The sequence below is a fragment of the Bacillus sp. SH7-1 genome (assembly GCF_008042405.1).
GTDB classification, from domain to species: domain Bacteria; phylum Bacillota; class Bacilli; order Bacillales; family Bacillaceae_G; genus Bacillus_A; species Bacillus_A thuringiensis_N.
Map to the genome: position 1 here is coordinate 58,440 of NZ_QNUD01000021.1, position 19,522 is coordinate 77,961.

The window sequence follows — 19,522 nt, forward strand, 5'->3', positions numbered from 1 at the left end:
CCATATGCAGTGGTTTTTCCGTTTAAGAAAACTGAAAATTTAAACTATATTCCATTTGGTTGACACTTTATTATTCAAGGTGTAAGATTTTGAATTATCAAAGAAACACAAAAATTAATAAAATTTATTCGTTTACTCATTGTATCAAGAGAGGTGGAGGGACTGGCCCTTTGAAACCTCGGCAACAGGTTCATTTTGAATACTGTGCCACTTCCTGCAAGCTTTATGCTTGAAAGATAGAATGAGGGACTTCGTTTATATACGGGTGCATAACTTGTACGTAAAAATCCCTCTTTCTCAATATGAAAAGAGGGATTTTTTATTTTTCATTTCCCTCATCATCATCCAAACTTAATTATTTAGGAGGAAAATCAAATGAAAAAGAAGTTTGTACCCGGTATTGCATCAGTTGTAGGAGTAAGTATTTTATTAACTGGTTGCGGTAGTTATAAAAACGAAGCAAGCGGAGCAAATGCAAAAGACGAGGCACCTAGTAAACAGGTTTTAAACTTATCTTCACCTACTGAAATACGAACAATGGATACGGCTCGTGCTACAGATACTGATTCTGGTCAAGTAATGAGAAACGTATTTGAAGGTTTGTATAATCTTGGTGAAGGTAACAAACCTGTTCCTGGTGTTGCAAAATCTCATGAAGTAAGTGGCGATAAAACGAAATACACATTCCATTTGCGAGATTCAAAATGGTCAAACGGCACTCCTGTTACAGCGAAAGATTTTGTGTTCGCTTGGCAACGTGCCGTAGATCCAGCAACAGCATCTGAATATGCATTTTTATTCTTTGATATTAAAAACGCAACAAAAATTAACAACAAAGAACTTCCAGCCGACCAACTTGGTGTAAAAGCAGTTGATGACCATACGTTTGAGGTAGAATTAGAGCGTCCTGTTCCTTATTTTATTAGCTTAACAGCATTCCCAACATTTCTACCAATTAATGAGGAATTCTTTAAAGCACAAGGTGATAAGTACGCTTTAGAAGATAATACAATCTTGTACAATGGAGCTTTTACACTAAGCGATTGGAAGCACGAACAAAGCTTTAAATTTAAGAAGAACCCTACCTATTGGGATAAAGATACTGTCAAACTAGAAGAAATCAATTTTAACGTCGTAAAAGAAAAATCAACAGAAGTAAATTTATTCGAGTCAAAACAATTAGATCGTATAAAACTAACATCTGACTTTGTTGATAAATATAAAAAAGATGCTAACTTTAAAGAACGTCCAAACGTAGGCGTACAATTTTTACGTATGAATCAACAAAACAAAGTACTTCAAAACGTTTCTGCACGCCAAGCAATCGATCAAACAATTGATAGAAAATCCTTTGTAAATACGTTATTAAATGATGGCTCTACACCAACATTTGGTCTCGTTCCAAAAAACTTTGCAAAAGGACCTGAAGGAAAAGACTTCCGTACTGCAAACGGCGATTTAACAAAAGTTGATACAAAATCTGCACAAGAGTTATGGAAAAAAGCTAAACAAGAGCTTGGTTCTGAAAAGATAACATTAGAATTATTAACGAGTGATGCTGACCTTGATAAGAAAACTGGTGAATTCTTAAAAGGACAACTAGAAAAGAATCTAGATGGATTAACAGTAAATATAAAACCGCAACCGCGTAAGCAACAAGTTTCGCTTTTATTAAAAGGTGACTACGAAATCGGAATTGATGGCTGGAGCCCTGACTTTGCTGATCCAATTACATTCCTTGAGCTATTTACAACGAATAACCCTTATAACTTAGATCATTACTCTAATAAGGAATTCGATGAAACAATAGCAAAAGTGAAAACAACTTTAGCTGGTGATGAAAAAGCTCGCTGGGAAGCATTACTAGCATCTGAAAAAATATTATTTAAAGACTCTGTTATCGCTCCTCTTTATCAAAAAGGAGAATCTTATTTAGAACGTTCTTATGTGAAAGGAATTGTGCAAGTAGACTTTGCAGGTCAATTAAACTTCAAATGGGCAAAAATTGAAAAATAAATTGTAACTTTGACCAACGTTATTCCACCATACTAATTATTTTTTCACAAAATGCATTAAAAGTAGGTTCCTTAATACACGGGAATCTACTTTTTTAATATATTATTTCGAGAAATTAACATTCCGTTTTTATTATTGACATATAGTTCTTTCCAGTGTTAATATTCTAAATAATCAAAGAAACGAAATATTTCACCATCAAAATATAATGTCTCCTATGTTGAAACATATAACGACAGATTATAGTTCGACATGTATATACATATAGAACACCTGATTACCTATAAACAAATATTCATAATAGGTTTTATCTTCTTCTATAGCTACTTCACGACATGGACATTATGACGTTACGAACAACACATTTAGGGAGGAAAGAACAATGAAGAAAAAAGTCGTACCTGTTGTTGCATCTGTTTTAGGAGCAAGTCTACTACTAACTGCTTGCGGGGGAAATAAAGATAATGCAAGCGGAGCGAAAGCAAATGATAAAGCACCTGATAAACAGGCAATTAACTTATCATTCGCTTCAGAAATTCCGACAATGGATGTTGCAAAAGCAACGGATGGGGAATCCATGAACGTAATGCGAAATGTTTTTGAAGGTTTATATGCAATGGGAGAAGATAATACACCTATTCCTGGTGTTGCCGAGTCAGTTGACGTTAGTCCCGATAAAACAAAATACACATTCCACCTACGTGATTCAAAATGGTCAAACGGTACTCCTGTTACAGCAAAAGACTTCGTCTTCGCTTGGCAACGTGCCATAAATCCTGATACAGCAGCTGAATATGCATTCTTATTCTTCGATATAAAGAATGCTAAACAAATAAACCAAAAACAATTGCCAATTGATCAACTAGGGGTCAAAGCCGTTGATGACAAAACATTAGAAGTACAACTAGACCGTCCTATTCCCTACTTCTTAAGCTTAACGACATTCTCAACATTCTTGCCAATTAATGAAGAGTACTTAAAGTCTCAAGGCGATAAATACGGTTTAGAAACAAATCATTTAATTTACAACGGTGCTTTCACATTAGATAACTGGAAACATGAACAAAGCTTCCAATTGAAGAAGAACCCTAACTATTGGGATGCTAAAACTGTAAAATTAGAAGAAATCAACTTCAATGTCGTTAAAGATAAGTCTACAGAAGTTAACTTATATGATTCAGGACAAATTGATCGCGTTGCTTTAACTGCGGAGTTTGTTGATAAATATAAGAGCGATCCAAACTTCAAAGAACGCGCTGAAGTTGGCATTCAATTTTTACGACTCAATCAAAAAAATGAAACATTAAAAAATCAACATGCACGCCTTGCTATTAACGGAGCAATGAATAAAAAAGCTTACGTAGAAACAATCTTAAATAACGGCGCTGTTCCAGCTGAAGGAATGGTTCCTGCGAAATTTGCAAAGAGCCCAGAAGGCAATGACTTCCGTGAAGAAAATGGAAATCTAGTCAAAGATGATGTGAAAACAGCAAAAGAAAACTGGAAAAAAGCGAAGCAAGAACTTGGTACTGACAAAGTAACAATTGAACTATTAACTAGTGATAACGCTTTAGCTAAAAAGACTGGTGAATATTTAAAAGGTGAACTAGAAAAGAACTTAGATGGATTAACAGTGAATTTAAAACCACAACCACGTAAACAACAGTTAAAACTACTATTAAGTGGTGACTATGAAATCGGTATTGATGGCTGGGGCCCTGACTTTGCTGATCCAATTACATTCTTAGATTTATTTACAACAGATAGTGCTTACAACTTCGATAAATACTCTAACAAAGAGTACGATGAGCTAATTCATAAAGTAAAAACAGATTTAGCTGGTGATGAAAAAGCTCGCTGGGAAGCAATGAAGCAAGCTGAAAAAATTCTATTACAAGACGGTGCTGTCGCTCCTTTATACCAACAAGGTCGTTCTTACTTACAACGCGGATTTATTAAAGGACTTGTAACAACTGACTTCGGTGGTGAGTTTAACTACAAGCGGACAGAAGTTGCAAAATAATAAGTGCTAATAAAAAGGTATCCAATTGAGGATACCTTTTTATTTTATGCCTCTTTAACTACAGAGCTTCTTCTTCCCTTTACCATTCCTTTTATAGCTAAAGTCATCACTGCTACTGATTGTGTAACCAATACAATAACTAATAATGAAATAATATTTCTCTCTAAACTAACTCCTCCGAATATTATTGTATAATAGTCATTCGCTGCATATGTTGCAGGAAATAATCCGCCGATTGTTTGATATGTTTTAGAAAGCATTTCATGTGGTACGATTACACCCGAACTTACAAGTTGTAACGATAGTGAGATGATATTAAAAATCATACCTGCGTTTCCAAACACAGTTAGAAACATTTGTGTTAATGAAAGAAATGCGAAGAAGACTATTGTCAATATTCCTCCTCCCTTTCTTTTTGTATTGAACCAAAACTCATCATAAATATAAACACAAACATCAAATATGTTTTCCACGTCAAAGAAGGTATATGCCCTGACCAAAGATAGCTAATCAAATAGTTAATCCCCATAATACAAGACGATATTACTAAACTAATACTTATTAGTTTTACATATTTGAACATATCTTTTCTCCTTACTTTTCTAACTCTTCAAATTGTAGATTCACCGGCTCTTCTAAAAGTGTTTCATAAAAGTTCTCTGCCAAATCTGTTGAAGGAATTTTTTCATCCACTTCATCAAATCGAATACTATCTAGCCACACACAACCTTCTCCTGATAATAAAACACCAAATGCAATACCAAGTGCTTCTTCTTTTATATCTAATACAACCGAGTACGATTGCCAGTTATTCGAATTTTTAATAGGACGATTTTGCATATTATCCATAGCGAGCGGTTCTGTATCTTTTCCATCTACTCGCATCCACAATCCTGCCCAATCTCTTACATTTTCACTCTTAACAAATGCTGTAAAACGTAATCTCTTCCCTACATATTTATCCGCTCGGAACATCTGCATTAATGTTGAAAATCCTCCGTGTGTAACATTCTCTTTTGCTTTTATGTATGCAGATACTTTCCCTTGATGGACAACTTCATAATCTAAACCCATCTCATATTCAGCAGGATGACTTCCACTTAAGATCCATCCTTTCGGTATACCTTTTTGCATTGAAACACCCTCTCTTTCTATATAAAATGACTGGAAGTACTTTCGATATTTCTTTGGCGGCAATTGAAACATTCTTTTAAAAGCTCTCGTAAATGCCTCTTGTGAGGAAAAACCATATTGCATTGCAATATCAATAACAGCTCTTTCATTCGATACTAAAGCCTGTGCAGCATGAGTTAATCTTCTCTTTCGAATGTAATCCGTTACACTCATCCCAATATAACTTTGAAAAATACGATGAAAATGGTACATCGACACTGCACTGTGAGATGCCACTCTTTCTGTTGTAAGCTCTTCATGTAGGTGATTCTCTATATATTCAATTGATTTTTTTATTATCTCTTTATATTCTTCATGCATTTTAGTCCCTCCCTCACAACTTCAATTTACCATATACATACAAATTGTTTTTGATTTAAATTGCGGATTAGCCCTTGTGATTACAGAATAATAATTTATTTTCAACACATACATAATTACATGATTTTGGGAAAAACTTGTATAGAATGAATTTACATAAGGAGGAATTTATAATGAGAACTCTACTATCGGTTTTATTAGCTCTTATGCTAGTACCCGCATTAACAGGATGTAAAGCTCCTGCAAAAGAAGATACAACTTCTAATAAAAAGACTACTGAGGAAGCAAAAAACGAGGCTCCTGCAGATTTAAAACTAAACTTCAATGAATTCGATTTAAAGGCAGACTACCAAGATACAAAGAAAGACTACGAAGCAGACTATAAAAATGTAGCAGCTGATAAGAAAATGGAAGCAAAAATTGAAGATCATAAAGCAGATGTAAAATTAACAGGAGACGAGGCTATCACAAAATTAAGCCCACTTCTACAAGAATTAAAATTTGATAAAGATACTGCTGACCAAGAAGTAATCGATCAAGTAGTGAACGTGTTCAAACTTGATAAAGACTATCAAAAATTTGATTTAGAAGTTGTCTTCTCTGATGGAACGAAAAAAGAATATAAAAGAGAAATAAAATAAAGAAGTAGGCGATTGCCTACTTCTTTATTTTTGCATATCTTAAATCTGGCTTAGATCCAACATAATATTGAAGTCCAGATACCGTTTGTTTTTGTAAATAGGAATCCGAAGGGAATATAACCGGAATTAATGGTGAATCTGTAAACATAATATCTTCCGCTTTATGCAGTAAGTCAAAACGCTTATCTTCATTTTGTTCAACTTCTGCTTCCTTCACTAAAGCATCAAATTCTTTATTATGCCATTTTGCATAATTGTTTGGACCATCACCTGCATATAAATCTAATTTAGTAATTGGGTCTAATAGAGAACCGCCCCATCCCATATAAGCTAATTGGAAATCACTTTGCTTATATGTGTCGATGTAACTCTTCCACTCTTTATTTTCTAATTTAATATCTACGCCAAGATTTTTCTTAAACATTTCTTGCATTGCTTCTGCTACTTTTTTATGTTGTGTATCTGTAGTGAATTTTAATGTTACTTCAGGTAATGTAGACCAGCCTTGTTCTTTCATACCTTCTTCTAGTAATTTTTTCGCTTCTGCTGGATCAAATTTAACGTAACCACCTTTTTCTTTACGGAAATCACGGCCACTTTGTGTTTTTGCTCCTTCTGGAACGAATGCATTTGCTTCTTGTGCATTGTTTTTATACAGTTTTTCAACGATAAACTTACGATCAACTGCTAATGAGAATGCTTTACGTACTTTCGCATTTGTGAATGGCTCTTTTTCTACGTTAAACGAATAAATATAAGATGAGAATCCCGCAACACGCTTATATTCTTTATTTCCTTTTTCTTTCTCAATCATTTCTTGTGGTAAACCACTTAGTAAATCTAATTCTTTTGATTTGTATAATTGGTACGCTGTTTTAGAATCTGGAATAATACGAAACTCAATTTCTTTTAATGTTACCTTTTTATCATAGTATTCTTTATTTTTTTGTACTGTAATAGCCTGATTATGCTTCCATTCTTTTAACGTGAATGGTCCGTTCGTAATTAACTCTTTTGGATCTGTTTTTAATTTATTATTATCATCAATTGATTTTTTAGATAATGGAATGAATAATGAGCTTGCTAATTTTTGTTTAATGGAAGACACTGGGTGTTCAAGTGTTACCTTTAATGTTTGAGGATCAATGACTTGAATGCCAACTTGTCCTTCTTCACCTTTTCCGGTATTGTATGCCTCTGCCCCTTTAATAAAATACATTTCTGTCGCATTCATAGAACCCGTTTTCGGATTTAATAATCGCTTCCATGCAAATTCAAAATCATTTGCTGTAATAGCAGAACCATCTGACCATTTAATATCTTTCTTTAAATGAATTGTATACTCAGTTCCATCAGCATTTACTTCTTCCTTCTCTGCTAATTCATTTTGATATTTCCCATCACTATCTTGCGTATATAAGCTTGAGAATAAATGTCCAATTACATAACCTGAAGTACTATCTGTCGCAATAGCGGAATCAAGCGTATATGGATCGCTACCAATATTCGTTACTAATCGATCGCCTTCTCCCTTACCAGCACTCGCCTTTTGCGTTTCTTTCTTACCACAAGCAACAGAAGTAATTGCTAAAACAGTCATAATGACAAACAGTAAAAACTTCTTCATCCTACATTCTCCTTTAACCTGAAATTTTTGGTGTTGATGCTAATAATGTTTTTGTATAAGAATGTTGTGGATTACGGAATACTTCGTCCGTATTTCCAAATTCAACAAGTTCTCCTTTATATAAGACAGCCACTTTTTCACATAAATAGTGAACCATCGGTAAATCGTGCGCGATAAATAAATATGTATAGCCTTGTTCTTTTTGAATCTTTTGCAGCAAATGTACAATTTGAATTTGCAATGAAACATCTAATGCTGAAATTGGTTCATCAAGAATCAATACTTCTGGCTCACACAATAACGCCCTTGCAATAGCAATCCGTTGTCGTTGTCCTCCGCTAAATTCGTGCGGGTAGCGATCAATATATCGTCTATCTAACCCAACACGCTCTAGCGCATCACCCGCGACTTTATCTTTCAATCCTTTATCGCCAAGTCCGAATGAAATATATCCTTCTGTTACGCTATCGCGTACTTTCCAGCGCGGATTTAATGCTGCTGTGGAATCTTGAAAAATAAACTGTACTTTCTGTAAGAAATCACGCTTATGAGCTGCATTCAACTTGTGAACGACTTGACCGTTATAATCAATTTCACCAGACGTTGGGCTCTCGATCCCAGCTATGAGCTTACCAAGTGTTGTTTTTCCAGAACCACTCTCTCCAATAATGCCAAGTGTTGTTCCTTTTGGGATAGAAAGTGATATATCTTTTAACGCTGCAATTTCTTTATTTTTACTTCCATACGTTTTCGTTACTTGCTTTACGGTAATTAAATCTGTCGTCATGAGGCATTCACCTTCTCTTTTGATTTCGCTTCGTTATGCTCAAGAACATGCTGCCAGCAATGTGAGCTATGCTCCCCAGAATATTTTGTTCTCTCTGGAAAACGATGAATACATTCTTTGATTGCTACCGGGCAACGATTTACAAAAGGACAACCAAAGCTATTTAACGTCTCAATGGAAGGTGTCGTTCCTTCGATTGCACGTAATACTTTTTCGGTATCATCCATATTCGGAATTGCTTGTAATAAGCTTTTTGTGTATGGATGTTTAGGAGAACCTATTACTTCCTGTATCGTTCCTTTTTCAACGACACGCCCTCCGTACATAACAACTACTCGGTCAGCTACTTCACGTACAAGTGCCAAATCATGTGTAATTAATAAAATACTCGTATTTTGTTTTTCTTTTCTTTCTTTTAATAGCCCCATAATTTGTTTCTGAATCGTTACATCTAATGCCGTTGTAGGTTCATCTGCAATAACAAGCTTTGGATGACAAGCAAACGCAATCGCTAAACAAATACGCTGTCTCATACCGCCGCTTAATTGATGTGGGTACTGTTCAAAGCGTTTCTCTGCTTCATGTATCCCTAAATCATTTAATAAGTTAATTGCAATTTTTTTTGCCTCTTTTTTCGATTTCTTTTCGTGTTGCAAAATCACCTCTGTAATTTGCCTTCCCACCTTCATCGTCGGATTTAAAGATGAAAGTGGGTCTTGAAAGATAAAAGAAATATCTTTCCCACGAATTTGATTCCATTCTGCTTCCTTTAAATTCGTTAATTCCTTTGATTGGAAAGATACATTTCCATCATCAATGTGAATTGCTTCTTGATTTAAGCCGATAATGGATTGTGCTGTAACACTTTTTCCTGAACCACTTTCTCCTACAAGTGCAACTATTTCACCCTCGTTAATAGAAAAGGAAACATGCTTCACAATTGCTTGCTTACTGGTCTCTTTTTCAACGGCTAACGTTACGTTTTCTAAAGATAAGAGCTGTCCCATGTTTTTTCTCCTTTCGATTCCGTTTTACGATTTTCGGATCAATTGCATCTTGCAAACCATCACCAATTGCATTAAATGCGAACATGATGAGTGCAATCATGATTGCCGGGAAGAATAGCTGCCACCATTCCCCACTTAGTAATGTCCCAAGTGCATCGTTCGTCATCGTCCCCCAACTCGCTGCTGGTGATTGCACTCCAAGACCAATGAAGCTTAAAAATGATTCTGAGAAAATAGCCGCTGGAATTGTAAATGACAAATTCACGATAATAATGCCTGTTAAGTTTGGAATTAAATGTCCATATATAATTTTCATATGCGATGTACCTAATCGCTCCGCTGCAATAACAAACTCTCTTTGTTTTAAAGACAAGACTTGAGCTCGAATGAGACGAGCCATTCCAATCCACCCTGTTAATGCAAGGGCGATAATGATGGTAAAAAGACCTGGTTTCATAACGATTAATAGTAAAATAACAATTAACAAATACGGGATACCGTATAACACTTCGATTCCTCGTATAATCCACTCATCAATTAATGTCCCAAGGCGATTGCGCCCTCTCACATATCCACTAAATCCACCGATCAGTACACCTAGCCCTATATCAAGAACTGCTGCTACCAATCCAACTGTTAGCGAAATTTTCCCGCCAGCCCATGTACGTGCCCATATGTCTCTACCTAAATCATCTGTTCCGAACCAATGTTCACTACTAGGCGGTAAGTTTGTTGCCTCTTTTACTTGCTCACTCGCAGTAAATGGCGTTAAACTTTCACCAATAAGCGAGAATACAATAATGAGTAATAACGTCACTGACCCTAAAACTGCGATTGGATTCGATACAAACTTACGAAGTACTTCCTTTTTTCGGCTAATCGTTTGCTGATCTTTATTTATCGTTAATTCTTTTTTCTCTTCATTCGTTAATAACTGTTTATTAATTTCATAAGCTCCCATTTAAATATCCCCCCTCCTTACGTAATAGAACGAATACGCGGATCAACAATACGATGAATAATATCTGTAATGAAAATACAAGAAATTAATAATGCACTATAGAAAATCGTTGTTCCCATAATCACTGGATAATCTCGGTTAAAAATACTGTCTACAAAATATTTTCCCAGACCAGGAATTGAAAAAATCTTTTCAATAACGAAAGTACCTGTTAACAATCCCGCCATTAATGGTCCAACAAATGTAAGTACTGGAACAATTGCATTTCGAAGAGCGTGCCTTATAATGATTTTTTTAATTGGTATACCTTTCGCTCTTGCTAATTTAATATAATCACTCTGCAATACTTCGATCATATTAGAACGAACAAATCTTGTAATAACCGCGATTGGTCCTAATGCCAATGCGAAAGATGGTAATACTGTATGTTCAAATGTACCCCAAGAGGCTACTGGTAAGAGCTCGAATTGAATAGCGAATACTTGTATAAATAGTGGTGCTAAAATAAAACTCGGAATAGAAATACCGAGGATGGCAAGTAAACTTACACCGTAATCAATTACCTTCCCATGATAGAGAGCAGCAAATGTACCTGCAGCAATTCCGACTAGCAATGAAATAACAAGTGCTTGTAAACCAATAATTGCTGATGGACCAAAACCAGTTGTTATAATTTCTGATACACCTTGCCCGGTTGATTGAACAGATTCACCAAAATCAAAATGAACTACGCCGTCTAAATAAGCAACATATTGATTCCATAACGGTTCATCAAGGTGATACTTCGCTCTCATGTTTTGGATCACTTCTTCAGGAAAGATTTTTGCATCTGATGAAAATGGATCCCCCGGAATAATATGCATAATTAGAAATGTCACTGTCGTAATAACCCATAGCGTGAACACCATAACTGATAATTTTTTAATTACATACACTTCAATAACCCCCCTAAACACATGTATTTACTCAGTTTTATTAACGTACTTTTTCCATTACTCCCTTTTCTCTTTTTAGAATACAAAAAGCCTTGATCTTAAAAAATAAGATCAAGGCTTAATAAACAAAGCCCATCACTTATCTTTCAAGACTTGCTTGCTGGAATTAGCACGGTGTTCCTATTACAGAACCCGCTGCTGAGGTGTCATAGGGCCAGTCCCTCTACCTCTCTGGATAAGTAAATTGCTATATTATTATTTGGTTCAAATTGTATATTTCGAATTATAATTCTGAAAAAATGAAAAGTCAATCAAATTGGATATATTTAGAAAAATCAGTTTTTAATACTTTTATTTATCTATGTCGTATTTCGCCTATAATAAAAAAAGATATGAAAGGAGCTATAAGATGGACCCCCTACTTCTAGCTACTATAGGATTACCCTTAACAATCGTTATACTTGTCATCATCGGCTTCTACAAACTCTTCATCAAAAAGAAAAGCATCACCTCTTTTTACACACCCTTTGATAATATTACTGGACAAACTATTTCCGAATTTCACGAAGAACAAAAGGTATTAGTATCCGAGGATGAAGACGGCGATGGTAAGAAGAAAAAATAACCTTGCACAGGCAAGGTTATTTTTTCGTTTCTGCTTGAAAACGTTTATAGTATGTCGATGCTGTTGCAAAGTTAATTTCTATATCACGAATCAACGATGAATCTTCTTCTTTAGCTAACTTCTGTAATTTTTTCATTGCTTGTTCCGATTCATCTAAGAAACCAGCATATACCTCATGTTCTTGCTCTTTCGACTTTGGAACACGAATTTCTTTACGTATATGATCAATATCTTCTAACATGCTAGTCGTTACCTTTTGCACATCTTCTTTATATGTAGCATTCGTTATTTCCTTACCGCCCTTTTCTTTTGCCACTTCAAATAACTGCAGTGCTTTATTAATTTCTTTATTCATCTTTACATCGTATTTTTCATGTACTGCAAGATATTCTTTCATCTCTTCTGTTTGTTCAGTAGATTGCTCTACCTTTTCTTTCGGTTCTTTCGTATCTTTATTTCCATTACACCCTGCTAGAAGGAGCATACTTCCCATTACAGCAATACCCAAAACCTTCTTCATCTCTTCTTCTCCTTTTATCTACAGCTATTACTTATAGTTTCTTTTATCTCCACTTGTTATTATACCGAGAACATCCTACTTTTTACACTTAAGACGACATCGTAACATATATACCAACATGTTTGTCACAGTATCGTCACTTTATACAAATAACTTTTGCACTGCTTTACTACAGCACCTTACAAAAATGTAAGCACACATAAAGAACAAACCATGCTAGACTTACATATGCATAAAGCAAGCATATGTAAGTTTTTAAGGAGAATCATCTATGTACAACACAATGCCTTTTATGGGAGAAGATATTCGTGTCCTCATTCGCGAAAAATCACTTCATATTGAAAATACAGAGAGCCTTCGCCGCGTATTAAAAAAGAAACATGCTCCATTTAAGTTAGCCCAATATTTAAAACAACAACATACAAATCAATTTTATACTGTGCTAAATATATCGGATAAATCATTAACAATCGAAATCATCGGTCACGTCTACATTGGAAACTTTGCAGATATCTTAAAAGAAATCCCACGCATACCGAAGATTGCTCCTATTATCGTTAAAAAAGCGTATAAAATTACCGATCATACCGATATTATCGACTGCGGTGAAAAAGAAGTCGATAGTAATCGCTGGGTGTGGGATAAACTTGCTGTTTTATATGATACGATCATGAATAATATGTATGAGGTATTTCAAAGAAATGAAAAAAAGAACTGATTCAAATATTACCTTTGAATCAGTTCTTTTTTGTTAAGCCTCTAAATTTTGTCTTTGTTGCAGTTCAAACTGCTTTTCACTTCTTCTGGCCATAAATAAATAGCATAGTACCGCACCAATTTCACAAAGAGCTATTACAACACCCATCGGTAATGCGGTGTTACTTCCACCAATACCTACTAGCGGTGCAACAAGCGCTCCTGAAATGAACTGTAATAAGCCTAATAAAGCTGATGCTGTTCCTGCAGCTTGTTTTTGATTTCTCATCGCTAATGAGAACCCAGTTGTTGAGACAACCCCAACACTTGATACGACAAGGAATAACGAGCATAAAACACCAATTAACCCTATTCCTAGTAAGATTGTCAGTAGTAAAGATAAACCACCAACAGCTGCAATAATAATACCAGCAACAAATAATGTCTTCTCATTCACTTTCCCCGCTAAACGACCCGTAACCTGACTAGCAATAATAATACCAATACCGTTGATTGCAAAGAATAAACTAAATTGCTGTGGTGATGCCCCGTATATATTTTGCAATACAAATGGTGATCCCGAAATGTAAGCGAACATTGCCGCTGTTACTAATCCTTGTGACAATGCATATCCCATAAACAAACGATCTTTTAGGAGTTTTCCGTACGTCGCTAACGTCCCTGACAAACCACCTGTTTCTCTTTCTTCAGGAGGTAATGTTTCACGTAATACGAAAGTAGCTGATATTAACATGAATACACTAATTGCTCCAAGAACGATGAAAACACCGCGCCATGTTGTAAACTGCAATAATTGTCCCCCAATAATCGGTGCCAAAATAGGTGCTGCTCCGTTTACTAACATGAGCAGTGAGAAGAACTTCGTCATTTCAGAACCCGAGTACATATCACGTACCATTGCACGTGATATAACAATCCCGGCTGATCCTGAAGCTCCTTGTAGGAAGCGCAATAACACTAAGGTCCAAATAGATGGCGCAACAGCACAAAGTAAAGAAGAAGCAACATAAATAATAAGAGCAATAATAAGAGGTTTGCGTCTTCCGTAAATATCACTAATTGAGCCAACAAATAATTGTCCTACTGAAAGCCCAAGCAAACAAGCTGTTAATGTAAGCTGTGCTAGAGATGCACCTGTTTGCAAGTCATCCGTTAATTTCGGTAACGAAGGCAAATACATATCAATAGATAATGGCCCAATCGCCGTAAGTGTTCCTAACACAAGAATCATCCATAACCTGTTCATCTTTACAGGCTTATATATTTCCTGATTAACTTCATTCACTTTTTTCGTTCACCCTTTCCTATACATACTAAATCGTAACAATTATAGTTACAACATAAACATACGTCAAGTATAGCGCATTTTCCTGTTTAATTCTGTAAAAAAAAGCGATAGAATTTCTATCGCTTTACTTGTTCAAATTACTATTTGTAAATTTAGATACGGAAGACATCGCCTCTCCTGTATCTAAATATGTGATTTGAATTGGATCTCCCACTTCTGTAAACATAGCATATGGGAATTTCTTCACAGGTATCATAAATACTTTTTGTTCATTCTCTAACAGCACGTACACGATTGTATTTTCACCTGATTTTTCTTTATATACACGTTGTACAGTGCCTTCTTTTTGCGCCTCTTTCCCATTTGAAGTCGGTCTAAATGAATCTCCACTTCCACTCAGCGCATTTTTATAATTCTCAAGCGCTTCTTTTTGCGTCGAACCTGTTGCAAATATTTTCGCATTAGAAGCATAGATAACCGTATGAGCACGTACTAATCCTCCATCATCAATAACCGGTACAATCCAAGAAGGTTTGCCATACACGTTATAAATAACCGGCATTGTCCCATGCCACTTTTCTCTCTTAAAGGAATTATCCACTACTTCCGAAGCAGCCGAACCATCCATAATTCCCTTTACTTCTTTTCCGTTATAGTAATACAACTTACCTGTACGCGCATCAATGAGTGAGTAACCTAACGCAGAATCTACTCCTTCTTTCGGAGACGTGAAATCAGTAAAGTAATATAGCGTTCCATCCTTACCGAAGATTGGTGTAACTCCTTCTTTCGTTCCCCACTCAGTCGGGATCTTCATATCAGTTTGCGAGAATTTCGTATTCCAAAAACCATGGATATATTTACCGAAATACGTATTTAATGTAGATGCGGTCTCGTGATTTAATACACCATCAACAAATTTAGGTGCCTTTCCTTTATTGTATCTTTTCACTTCACCTGTTTGTGCATCTACTACTACAACGCCCTCTACTTCAAATCCAGATCTTCCTGAAATAAATTCACCGTACGTCATTGTATAATACGGTTTCCCTTTATCATCAACTTCAAATTTTGGTTTCCCTTTAAAGATTAAATTTGGTTCTGCTTTCCTTACCACACGCTCTAAATTATTTCCGAAAAACATGCTTGGCACGTATTTCATTTTATAACCGAGATGTAGTTTCGCTTCCGCATCAGGGTTTGTACCTGACATCGTTACGTATCCTGGAATTGTTTCAGCTTTACGTGCTTTAAAAAAGCCTGAAACTTCAATCGGTGCTACATATAAAGCCTCACCATTTACCATTTGCGGCGTTAATTCTCCTAGCTCAAAATAAGCTACTTTCGGAATATCCCCAAATACCTTTTTCATCTTATTCTCCGCTGTCTTTGGCGGCACTGTAAACGGCTGATCATTTTCAGTAAATGGCTCTGAAATATCTTTCTCTACCCTCACAACAGAATCATATTTCTTTTGCGAGATTACTATATCGTGCAAATAACCAAAGTAGCCATAACTTGCGAGTAAAACGAACATTAGAAGTCCTTTTAACGTACCTTCTAATTTCCCTATTTGATCTTGTGAAAATAAAACAAGCCCAATTAAAATTGCTACTGCAACAGAATAATGAGTAAGAATCGAATCTGGGCGATCATCAATTAGCCAAAAATATTCATAGATTGCAATACCTATCCAAAATAAAACAGGAATAACTAAAATGGATGATTTCTTACCCTTTACAACCTTCTCATCCCCTTTCTTATCCACTGCTCGAAGTTTACTACCGCTTCTTGTCCATGGAATCAAAAACAAAGTGAGAATAGCTAAAATTAAAAATTTCATCAAAGGCAATGTCCCCTTTTCATTTGTCTTCCCTTTTAGTATAACAAATAAAGGGTATTCAGGTAAAAATGGGAATGATTATATTTTTTTACTACTTAATACAACTCCGCTTACTACATATAAGATAGATGCAATATAAAAAATCGTACCAATCGTAAAGAAATCTACTAAATATCCCGTTACAATAATTGCTACTGCTCCTCCAATCGATGTCCACACATGATATTTTCCAATCTCATAACCAGCATTTTCTTGCACAACTTTTCGCGCTAACGATGTCTTCTCCGTATTACGCTGCACAGCACCTAAAACACCCATTAAAATTTGAAGAATGTACACATGCCAAACTTCCGTGGCAATCGGGAAACAAAGCATTAATACTGCCATGGACCAAGCATATATAATTAATAATTTCTGATCACCTACTCGATCAGACAACTTTCCTACTACCGGATATACAAGTGCTGAAGTTAAGGCAAATAAGCCATACGCCCAGCCAAACTGTGAAAAGCTATTCCCAACATTCCGAAGCAATAGAATGTAAAAAGGAAATACCATACTTCCCGCCATCATAATTATGCTTTGTGATGCTACAAATCTTCTATATGTCATTTGTTATACTCCTTATAAAATAAATTCACAAACCGTTCCTCTGGGTCTACTTCCTTCTTCTTCTGAAGGAACTCTTCTATGCGAGGATATGCTTGCTTTAGTTGCTCCTTTTCTGGATAAGAATAATACGGTAAATAATAACTTCCACTATGCTTTAAAGTAACATCAATCATCTTCTGAATGACTGCTTTTGTTTTCTTTATTTCATCCTCTGAGCGCCCTTGATTAATTAAAAGCACAAGCGCAAACATATCATCTTTCGCATAAGATAGTACCGCATTTTCATTCTTTTCTACATAGCGAATGGTAATGTTAAGAAGGTTTAATTCCTCTTCATTCAAAACACTTCGCAAGTCATCTATATACGCTGCAAAACTATCTATTGGTACGAAATATTCCTGTAAAATCTCGGTCAAGTTTGGATTATCGTATTCCATAAAGGCACTATCCGATCTCATTACATTATTTCGTGTTTCGTACTTACCATTTGTACGTTCAAAATAACTTCTTTGTATATCCCAAAATGTATCCTTTCCCCAATCACTATAGCGTGATAAACCGAGTAAAAATTTTGGCGCAGCTATAATATTTTCTTCTTTCAATTTACTGTACTCTTTCAACCTCTGCTGATCTTTCGCTAACACATAATCTGTCACATACATTTCTTTTAAAAATGAATGTGGGGCAACAGAAATACGTGCTAAATGCATACGTATATTCTCGTCCCTTCGCACTTTATTCTTAAAATATGAAGAGTACTCTTTATAATCTAGTACCTTCGTATGCGCTTCATACAATTCATCATCTGTTAACTTTAGCGTCACATCTAAAATCACGCCAAACAATCCATATCCCCCAATTACATACGGAAACAGATCCGCATTTTCTTCTCTACTTACATTACGCACCGTACCATCTGCCATTAACAACCTAAACGACTCTACTGTATCAATCAATGCTTCATGACGAATGTCACGCCCATGTACATTTACACTTAATGAACCACCAACAGTAAAAATATTTTGAGATTGCATCACTTGAACCGCAAGACCATATGGATTGATTTTCTTTTGAATGTCATTCCATGTGACACCACTTTGCACTCTAATCCTCTTCTTCTCCGCATCGAATTCTAATATTTCATTATACCCTTTCATATCAAGCATCGTACCGTTCGGATAATACGTCTGACCGCCTTGGCTATGCTGCATACCTGCAATAGAAATCTTCTCTCCAGAAACGTTTGCATCTTGCACGACCTGTTTTAATGAACTTTCATCCTCAGCATGTTCAACACGTTTAATTTTCGTTGGAAGTAACTTTCCTACATCGCTCATAATTGGATGATTTAGTTGCTCTTTATATGTATTTACAGATGTTGCAAGCAACACTGTATAAGCTACAATGACCACCGCTATCTTTCTTTTTTTCAAATGACACTCTCCTCTTCTACAGTTTTCCCTCTTCATATTGTACCTAGTTTCCTAAAAAGAAAGTATACCAAAAAGAGGGGACCTTATTTTAGGTCCCCCCTCATCAAAATTGTTACTTTGCTGCTGGCAATTGTATTGGGTCAAACTTTTCGTACGACGTATATTTTGCGTTCGTAATAATGTGTGCTTTATCCTTGCCATTACTACTCATAATCATGTCTATCTTTGCTGATTCATATTTAAAATCTTTTGTAATGATATATTCTGCATCCACTTCTTCTATCTTCGCATTTTGTGCTTGTAACATTTTCTTCTGCGTTTCATCCATGCTAGTTAACATACTTTCTGTTTCTTGCCCTTTTAATGTAAATCTCAGTTTATATTTATCTCCGCTTTTCTCCATCTTCATTTTATCTAAAACTACTTCCGGTACTTCTAACTTATCTATAATATCTTGAGTCGCTTTCATTCCACCAGCGTTTAATTGCTCCTCTGGTACGGTTATAACTTCTCCTGTATTAGGGTTTTTTACCTCACCAGCAACTTTACCATCCACAGTATACACTACAACATCTGTACCAGAAATATTCATTTCAGAACGAGAATTCTTTGTCTTTGGCTCTAATTGCATCTTAGCCTTTAATATATTCATCTCTGTTCCTTCAGCTTTTATCTCTACATCATATGTCATCGTTACATGTTCTTCATTTTTAAAAGCTTCGTTCGTTTTCTTGAAAACATCCTTCGCTGCTAATTCTTTTTCTTTCTGCATGGCTTCTTTTTTCGGTTCATCAGTTTTTGTTGTTTTCTCATTGCTACACCCTACCCCTAGACTGATTGCAAACACTAAACTTGAAATAAAAATAATTTTTTTCATAATGTCGCCCCCTTTCCCAAAATAATATCACCTCTTTTCCTATGAAATCTATACAATTTTTAATCTATATTCGCTATATAGCGACATGTTTAATGAAGAGTTTAAATATGATGTAA

General features: G+C 35.5%; 19 protein-coding genes and 2 riboswitches. Of the genes, 5 read left to right on the forward strand and 14 right to left on the reverse strand.

Annotated elements, in window-relative coordinates; all coding sequences use genetic code 11:
* Nucleotides 1–138 precede the first annotated feature (138 nt).
* A riboswitch (SAM riboswitch) is annotated at nucleotides 139–243 on the forward strand.
* 132 nt (nucleotides 244–375) lie between these two features.
* Together DN390_RS18550 and DN390_RS18555 are read left to right on the forward strand one after the other, a co-directional pair.
* The gene (locus DN390_RS18550) at nucleotides 376–2,016 is read left to right on the forward strand and encodes a peptide ABC transporter substrate-binding protein (RefSeq protein ID WP_000726474.1); all 1,641 of its coding nucleotides are present in this window, start codon (nucleotides 376–378) and stop codon (nucleotides 2,014–2,016) included.
* 382 nt (nucleotides 2,017–2,398) lie between these two features.
* Nucleotides 2,399–4,039, forward strand: a complete 1,641-nt coding sequence (locus DN390_RS18555; protein WP_147808068.1) for a peptide ABC transporter substrate-binding protein — start codon at nucleotides 2,399–2,401, stop codon at nucleotides 4,037–4,039.
* A 44-nt stretch (nucleotides 4,040–4,083) separates the two neighbouring features.
* On the opposite strand, the gene DN390_RS18560 is transcribed toward DN390_RS18555, so the two are convergent.
* The 3 genes from DN390_RS18560 to DN390_RS18570 are packed head-to-tail and all read right to left on the reverse strand — an operon-like array spanning nucleotide 4,084 to nucleotide 5,533.
* Nucleotides 4,084–4,434: an ABC-2 transporter permease gene (locus DN390_RS18560; protein WP_147808069.1), complete on the reverse strand. Its 351-nt coding sequence runs from the start codon at nucleotides 4,432–4,434 to the stop codon at nucleotides 4,084–4,086.
* The gene (locus tag DN390_RS18565; RefSeq protein WP_147808070.1) at nucleotides 4,431–4,622 is read right to left on the reverse strand and encodes a hypothetical protein; all 192 of its coding nucleotides are present in this window, start codon (nucleotides 4,620–4,622) and stop codon (nucleotides 4,431–4,433) included. Before DN390_RS18565 ends, DN390_RS18560 begins: the two co-directional genes overlap by 4 nt.
* Before the next feature lie 11 nt (nucleotides 4,623–4,633).
* On the reverse strand, nucleotides 4,634–5,533 hold the full coding sequence (locus DN390_RS18570) for a helix-turn-helix transcriptional regulator (protein ID WP_147808071.1): 900 nt from the start codon (nucleotides 5,531–5,533) through the stop codon (nucleotides 4,634–4,636).
* A gap of 173 nt (nucleotides 5,534–5,706) precedes the next feature.
* Here DN390_RS18570 and DN390_RS18575 point away from each other — a divergent pair, with 173 nt between their 5' ends.
* The gene (locus DN390_RS18575; RefSeq protein WP_001259643.1) at nucleotides 5,707–6,174 is read left to right on the forward strand and encodes a YusW family protein; all 468 of its coding nucleotides are present in this window, start codon (nucleotides 5,707–5,709) and stop codon (nucleotides 6,172–6,174) included.
* Between the two features lie 16 nt (nucleotides 6,175–6,190).
* On the opposite strand, the gene DN390_RS18580 is transcribed toward DN390_RS18575, so the two are convergent.
* The 5 genes from DN390_RS18580 to DN390_RS18600 are packed head-to-tail and all read right to left on the reverse strand — an operon-like array spanning nucleotide 6,191 to nucleotide 11,491.
* Nucleotides 6,191–7,801, reverse strand: a complete 1,611-nt coding sequence (locus tag DN390_RS18580; RefSeq protein WP_147808072.1) for a peptide ABC transporter substrate-binding protein — start codon at nucleotides 7,799–7,801, stop codon at nucleotides 6,191–6,193.
* A gap of 13 nt (nucleotides 7,802–7,814) precedes the next feature.
* A complete protein-coding gene (locus DN390_RS18585) occupies nucleotides 7,815–8,588 on the reverse strand; it encodes an ABC transporter ATP-binding protein (protein WP_147808073.1) in 774 nt (257 codons plus the stop codon).
* Nucleotides 8,585–9,595, reverse strand: coding sequence for an ABC transporter ATP-binding protein (locus DN390_RS18590; protein ID WP_147808074.1), 1,011 nt, complete (start codon nucleotides 9,593–9,595; stop codon nucleotides 8,585–8,587). The genes DN390_RS18585 and DN390_RS18590 overlap by 4 nt, the downstream gene beginning before the upstream one ends.
* Nucleotides 9,552–10,556, reverse strand: a complete 1,005-nt coding sequence (locus tag DN390_RS18595) for an ABC transporter permease (protein WP_060629239.1) — start codon at nucleotides 10,554–10,556, stop codon at nucleotides 9,552–9,554. Before DN390_RS18595 ends, DN390_RS18590 begins: the two co-directional genes overlap by 44 nt.
* 17 nt (nucleotides 10,557–10,573) lie before the next feature.
* Nucleotides 10,574–11,491 carry an ABC transporter permease gene (locus DN390_RS18600; RefSeq protein WP_147808075.1) on the reverse strand — a complete coding sequence of 306 codons (918 nt, stop codon included), beginning with the start codon at nucleotides 11,489–11,491 and terminating at the stop codon, nucleotides 10,574–10,576.
* A gap of 136 nt (nucleotides 11,492–11,627) precedes the next feature.
* Nucleotides 11,628–11,733: riboswitch (SAM riboswitch) on the reverse strand.
* Between the two features lie 167 nt (nucleotides 11,734–11,900).
* On the opposite strand from DN390_RS18600, the gene DN390_RS18605 reads away from it, so the two are divergent.
* Complete coding sequence (locus tag DN390_RS18605) at nucleotides 11,901–12,116, forward strand: DUF3951 domain-containing protein (protein WP_000371390.1); 216 nt, start codon at nucleotides 11,901–11,903, stop codon at nucleotides 12,114–12,116.
* 16 nt (nucleotides 12,117–12,132) lie between these two features.
* Here DN390_RS18605 and DN390_RS18610 read toward each other — a convergent pair whose 3' ends face one another.
* Nucleotides 12,133–12,636, reverse strand: a complete 504-nt coding sequence (locus DN390_RS18610; RefSeq protein WP_060629237.1) for a hypothetical protein — start codon at nucleotides 12,634–12,636, stop codon at nucleotides 12,133–12,135.
* 271 nt (nucleotides 12,637–12,907) lie between these two features.
* On the opposite strand from DN390_RS18610, the gene DN390_RS18615 reads away from it, so the two are divergent.
* Nucleotides 12,908–13,354 (forward strand): hypothetical protein, encoded by a 447-nt coding sequence (locus tag DN390_RS18615; protein ID WP_147808076.1) that lies wholly within the window; start codon nucleotides 12,908–12,910, stop codon nucleotides 13,352–13,354.
* Between the two features lie 33 nt (nucleotides 13,355–13,387).
* Here the strand turns inward: DN390_RS18615 and DN390_RS18620 are convergent, their stop codons facing one another.
* From DN390_RS18620 to DN390_RS18640, 5 genes are all read right to left on the reverse strand, one after another.
* Nucleotides 13,388–14,599 (reverse strand): multidrug effflux MFS transporter, encoded by a 1,212-nt coding sequence (locus tag DN390_RS18620; protein WP_147808089.1) that lies wholly within the window; start codon nucleotides 14,597–14,599, stop codon nucleotides 13,388–13,390.
* A gap of 166 nt (nucleotides 14,600–14,765) precedes the next feature.
* Complete coding sequence (locus tag DN390_RS18625; RefSeq protein ID WP_147808090.1) at nucleotides 14,766–16,484, reverse strand: DUF3981 domain-containing protein; 1,719 nt, start codon at nucleotides 16,482–16,484, stop codon at nucleotides 14,766–14,768.
* A gap of 78 nt (nucleotides 16,485–16,562) precedes the next feature.
* Nucleotides 16,563–17,096 carry an MFS transporter gene (locus tag DN390_RS18630; protein WP_060629235.1) on the reverse strand — a complete coding sequence of 178 codons (534 nt, stop codon included), beginning with the start codon at nucleotides 17,094–17,096 and terminating at the stop codon, nucleotides 16,563–16,565.
* A complete protein-coding gene (locus tag DN390_RS18635; RefSeq protein ID WP_147808077.1) occupies nucleotides 17,093–18,529 on the reverse strand; it encodes an FAD-binding oxidoreductase in 1,437 nt (478 codons plus the stop codon). The genes DN390_RS18630 and DN390_RS18635 overlap by 4 nt, the downstream gene beginning before the upstream one ends.
* A 112-nt stretch (nucleotides 18,530–18,641) precedes the next feature.
* Nucleotides 18,642–19,406, reverse strand: a complete 765-nt coding sequence (locus tag DN390_RS18640; protein ID WP_147808078.1) for a hypothetical protein — start codon at nucleotides 19,404–19,406, stop codon at nucleotides 18,642–18,644.
* Between the last annotated feature and the right edge of the window lie 116 nt (nucleotides 19,407–19,522).

Bases quoted from the DNA above. Each gene is read 5' to 3' on its own strand.
- DN390_RS18550 (WP_000726474.1), top strand. From the start codon at position 376: ATGAAAAAGAAGTTTGTACCCGGTATTGCATCAGTTGTAGGAGTAAGT.
- DN390_RS18555 (WP_147808068.1), top strand. From the start codon at position 2,399: ATGAAGAAAAAAGTCGTACCTGTTGTTGCATCTGTTTTAGGAGCAAGT.
- DN390_RS18565 (WP_147808070.1), bottom strand. From the start codon at position 4,622: ATGTTCAAATATGTAAAACTAATAAGTATTAGTTTAGTAATATCGTCT.
- DN390_RS18570 (WP_147808071.1), bottom strand. From the start codon at position 5,533: ATGCATGAAGAATATAAAGAGATAATAAAAAAATCAATTGAATATATA.
- DN390_RS18575 (WP_001259643.1), top strand. From the start codon at position 5,707: ATGAGAACTCTACTATCGGTTTTATTAGCTCTTATGCTAGTACCCGCA.
- DN390_RS18580 (WP_147808072.1), bottom strand. From the start codon at position 7,801: ATGAAGAAGTTTTTACTGTTTGTCATTATGACTGTTTTAGCAATTACT.
- DN390_RS18585 (WP_147808073.1), bottom strand. From the start codon at position 8,588: ATGACGACAGATTTAATTACCGTAAAGCAAGTAACGAAAACGTATGGA.
- DN390_RS18590 (WP_147808074.1), bottom strand. From the start codon at position 9,595: ATGGGACAGCTCTTATCTTTAGAAAACGTAACGTTAGCCGTTGAAAAA.
- DN390_RS18595 (WP_060629239.1), bottom strand. From the start codon at position 10,556: ATGGGAGCTTATGAAATTAATAAACAGTTATTAACGAATGAAGAGAAA.
- DN390_RS18605 (WP_000371390.1), top strand. From the start codon at position 11,901: ATGGACCCCCTACTTCTAGCTACTATAGGATTACCCTTAACAATCGTT.
- DN390_RS18610 (WP_060629237.1), bottom strand. From the start codon at position 12,636: ATGAAGAAGGTTTTGGGTATTGCTGTAATGGGAAGTATGCTCCTTCTA.
- DN390_RS18615 (WP_147808076.1), top strand. From the start codon at position 12,908: ATGTACAACACAATGCCTTTTATGGGAGAAGATATTCGTGTCCTCATT.
- DN390_RS18620 (WP_147808089.1), bottom strand. From the start codon at position 14,599: ATGAACAGGTTATGGATGATTCTTGTGTTAGGAACACTTACGGCGATT.
- DN390_RS18625 (WP_147808090.1), bottom strand. From the start codon at position 16,484: ATGAAATTTTTAATTTTAGCTATTCTCACTTTGTTTTTGATTCCATGG.
- DN390_RS18630 (WP_060629235.1), bottom strand. From the start codon at position 17,096: ATGACATATAGAAGATTTGTAGCATCACAAAGCATAATTATGATGGCG.
- DN390_RS18640 (WP_147808078.1), bottom strand. From the start codon at position 19,406: ATGAAAAAAATTATTTTTATTTCAAGTTTAGTGTTTGCAATCAGTCTA.